Source organism: Pseudoalteromonas sp., assembly GCF_041629635.1.
Lineage (GTDB): Bacteria > Pseudomonadota > Gammaproteobacteria > Enterobacterales > Alteromonadaceae > Pseudoalteromonas.
The window spans coordinates 1-3,163 of the sequence record NZ_JBFKMX010000231.1 but is presented as its reverse complement, the minus strand read 5'-3'; the positions used below and the strand labels follow the sequence as shown (position 1 = coordinate 3,163).

Here is a 3,163-nt window from a genome sequence, read left to right as displayed (position 1 = left end):
TCCAGCTCAAAGTCCTTTTTTCTTGTTCATAGCTATCCGAACTTCGTTCGTTTCTAGACGATATTCACCTATGCTTCACCATGGCTTGCTCGACCGCTTCGCTCCCTGTCTCGCATTATTCATTTAAATCCCTTTTTCAGGTTTGATTGAAAAGGACACCAATTCGAATGTCGAGTCAGTAAAAGTAACATGCTACTTCGTATTATTATAAATTTCTGTTTGGATTTTAATCAAACTCTTCGTATGGGTTCGGCAATTTTTGTATTTCTTGGAATTTATCACTCAATTCAATAAATGATTCTGCTGACATAACCTCTAACTCAAAAAGCACCCAACACATTAATTTGAGCTGTTCAAATTTTGATAAAAAGTTATCTTTGTTCAAATCCTTTTCAAAAAGTAGTAGCTTTTCAAGCCCTATATTCGCAAAGCAATTAAAAGCACTCCTAAAGTGTGCTCCCATAGTTTTTAAATTTTTATCGATATTATCTCTATTGCTGGCTGTATCATAAAAAAGTTGTACATAATAACCCATTAGAGACAAACAAGTTTTAGATAGCTTTTCACAATCTTCAAATGTAGGAGTAAGAACTACTACACCATTTTGAGGGGTATTAGGTTTGTAAAATTTTGAATATAACAACCTAGTGTCTGAATGAAGCTTTTCTGAACTACCTAGTGTCACATATACTTTATTGAAAGTATGTTCCAATTCGTCACTAAAAAGCTTGAAATGTTCTATATACATTGAAAAGTTATCTTTTCTTAACGAAGCATCTAGCTGAAGTCTAGCTGTGTTTATTTGCTCCTGAGTTTGTAAGCTTCTATATAACAAACCAAGCATAGCTGTTAAGCCTGCCAAAATTTTCATCATTTCAATCTGAAAATTAAAAGCTTTGGTAACACCACTCCAATATTGGCCATTTCCAAAATCAATCGCATAACCTACGGTTAGATATTGCCAGATTGCAAAGATAACAGGTGCGGTAGGAGTCGCTATTAAAGCAGTATAAAATGCTAGCTTTGATTTCCTCTGCCTTTTAAACCAATTAACAATAGCCACTTAAAAAGTCCTTTTTATAAAAATTTACAAATAAATCATATTATTAAAATACCACATTCCAATATATCTAATAAATAGAATCAGAATCCTCCCTTGCATTTTGCATTAGGAAACTGGGAGTAATTTTTGCACTTAAACACTGTTGCCTCATTTTCCTCTTAAATCAAACCCAAGTGGGGTTATTTTATTGCTAATGTGAGACAGGAAGCGTAGCGAGTCGAACAATTCATACTGAGATATGGGTGAATAGCGTCTTGAGACGAACGAAGTGCGGCTAGCTATGAACGCGAGAAAAGGACTTCGAGCTGGAAAGCGTATAGGGATGTTTAGCGCGTCGATTTATGACGTTTAGTTTTGAATAAAATAATTTCGCTTGGAAAAGTTTGATTTCGGGGCGGCTTTTTCTTGGTTCGTTCTTTTTGGCCGTTTAAAAAGAATGAACGAGTGCGCCATGGATGGCGCAAAATAATTACAGGGACGCAAGTCCAAAAACAAACTCACCCGTTACGACTAAACGCCCACTTCCACAACAAATGAAACTCCCCTACAATCAAAAACTCATCCAGCAACATCCCCTGTATCGCTAGTAAAATAATCACCATAAGAAAAAGATCATGTATTTAAAATCACTGCTTACAGCAATACTATTTTCAAGCTCTGCGCTATATGCAGATCAAGCTCTCGATACGAGCCAATGGCGCTATGCGGTTGATCCGCACGGCAGTAGTGCGAGTTATGAAAAGCCCTTAGTAAAAGAAGACTATGTGGGTATAGCATTCAACCGTGTGCCACGTGTCGATAAGCAAAATAATTCGTGGGTTGAGTTGATTTACGATCTACCCAAAAAGTCGCTAGAAGGCATTACAAGTGTCGAACTCACTTATCAAAGCGACAAATCGCTTTTGGTTAAGTTATCTCAGAAAGATTATGGTGGAAAAGGTGATAAAAGCTATGCGCACTATCAAACTGTATTACCAAGCGCTACGACTTGGCAAACCACAAGGGTTAGCTTAGAAAATTTCAGTCGCCCTAAATGGACACCAAGCTGGTCAAAGGATAAAGGCATTACAAAAGCTAATGTCTCAGCACTTTACTTTGTGCCAGACCTTACCGATGAAAAAGGCGGTAAAGCGTGGCTAAAGATTAAAAACATTAAATTGAATCAAGAATAAATAGTATTGAGAAACGAGATCGTCAGATCTCGTTTATTTTTGCAGATTAAGCTAAATGCTCGCGCCCTAAATACTCTAAACTCTGCATTTCTTGTAAGCGGCTAATACAACGCTTAAATTCAAAGTCTAAAATACCGCCAGTGTATAACTGTTCTAGTGGCGCAACCGCAGAAATAATTAACGTAACATTGCGCTCATAAAACTCATCGACGAGAGCAATAAAGCGGCGCGCCGCATCATCATTCGCGTGCTCTGCCCCCATATTCTTTACGTTCGAAAGCAATACAGTATGATAAACACGACTTAGCTCCATATAGTCAACTTGGCTTCGAGCAGTTTCACATAACTCTTTAAAATCAAACATTACGATGCTATCGGCTTCTTTACGAGTTTTAAGCTTCCGCCCTTCGACTTCGATTTCTTTATCAAGGCAACCCGCCTCAGGGGATAATTTGTCAAAGTATTCAAATAGGTTTTTATCCGCTTGTTCATCCAATGGGCTGTGGTAAATCTCTGCTTGCTCAAGAGTACGCAGTCGATAATCAATACCCGAATCGACGTTTACAACCTCTGTATTTGCTTTGACAAGATCAATAGCAGGTAAAAATCGCGCGCGCTGTAAACCGTTTCGGTAGAGCTCGTCAGGTACAATATTTGATGTTGCAACCAACACAATGCCGCGCTTAAACAGCTCTTGCATTAAACCGCCAAGTAACATGGCATCAGTAATATCTTGCACAAAAAATTCATCAAAACAGATGATATCCGCTTCGCTTTTAAATTTATCAGCAACCTTTTCAAGTGGATCTTGAACGTCTTTAAGCAGTTTCAGCTCATCATGAACGCGGTGCATAAAGCGGTGAAAGTGCACACGCATTTTGCGCTCAAACGGCAAAGCTTCAAAAAAAGTATCAACAAGATACGTTTT

The 3,163-nt window shown here is 38.1% G+C and carries 3 protein-coding genes; 1 reads left to right on the top strand and 2 read right to left on the bottom strand.

From position 1 onward, the window contains the following. Nucleotides 1-226 precede the first annotated feature (226 nt). Entirely contained in the window at nucleotides 227-1,063 is an 837-nt protein-coding gene (locus tag ABYD77_RS18440) for a hypothetical protein (protein ID WP_372771557.1), read from the bottom strand. Between the two features lie 614 nt (nucleotides 1,064-1,677). Between ABYD77_RS18440 and ABYD77_RS18435 the strand changes: the two genes are divergently transcribed. Further along, a complete protein-coding gene (locus ABYD77_RS18435; RefSeq protein ID WP_372771556.1) occupies nucleotides 1,678-2,235 on the top strand; it encodes a hypothetical protein in 558 nt (185 codons plus the stop codon). Between the two features lie 46 nt (nucleotides 2,236-2,281). On the opposite strand, the gene zapE is transcribed toward ABYD77_RS18435, so the two are convergent. After that, a partial coding sequence (gene zapE, locus ABYD77_RS18430) for a cell division protein ZapE (protein WP_372771555.1) occupies nucleotides 2,282-3,163 on the bottom strand: 882 nt, incomplete at its 5' end.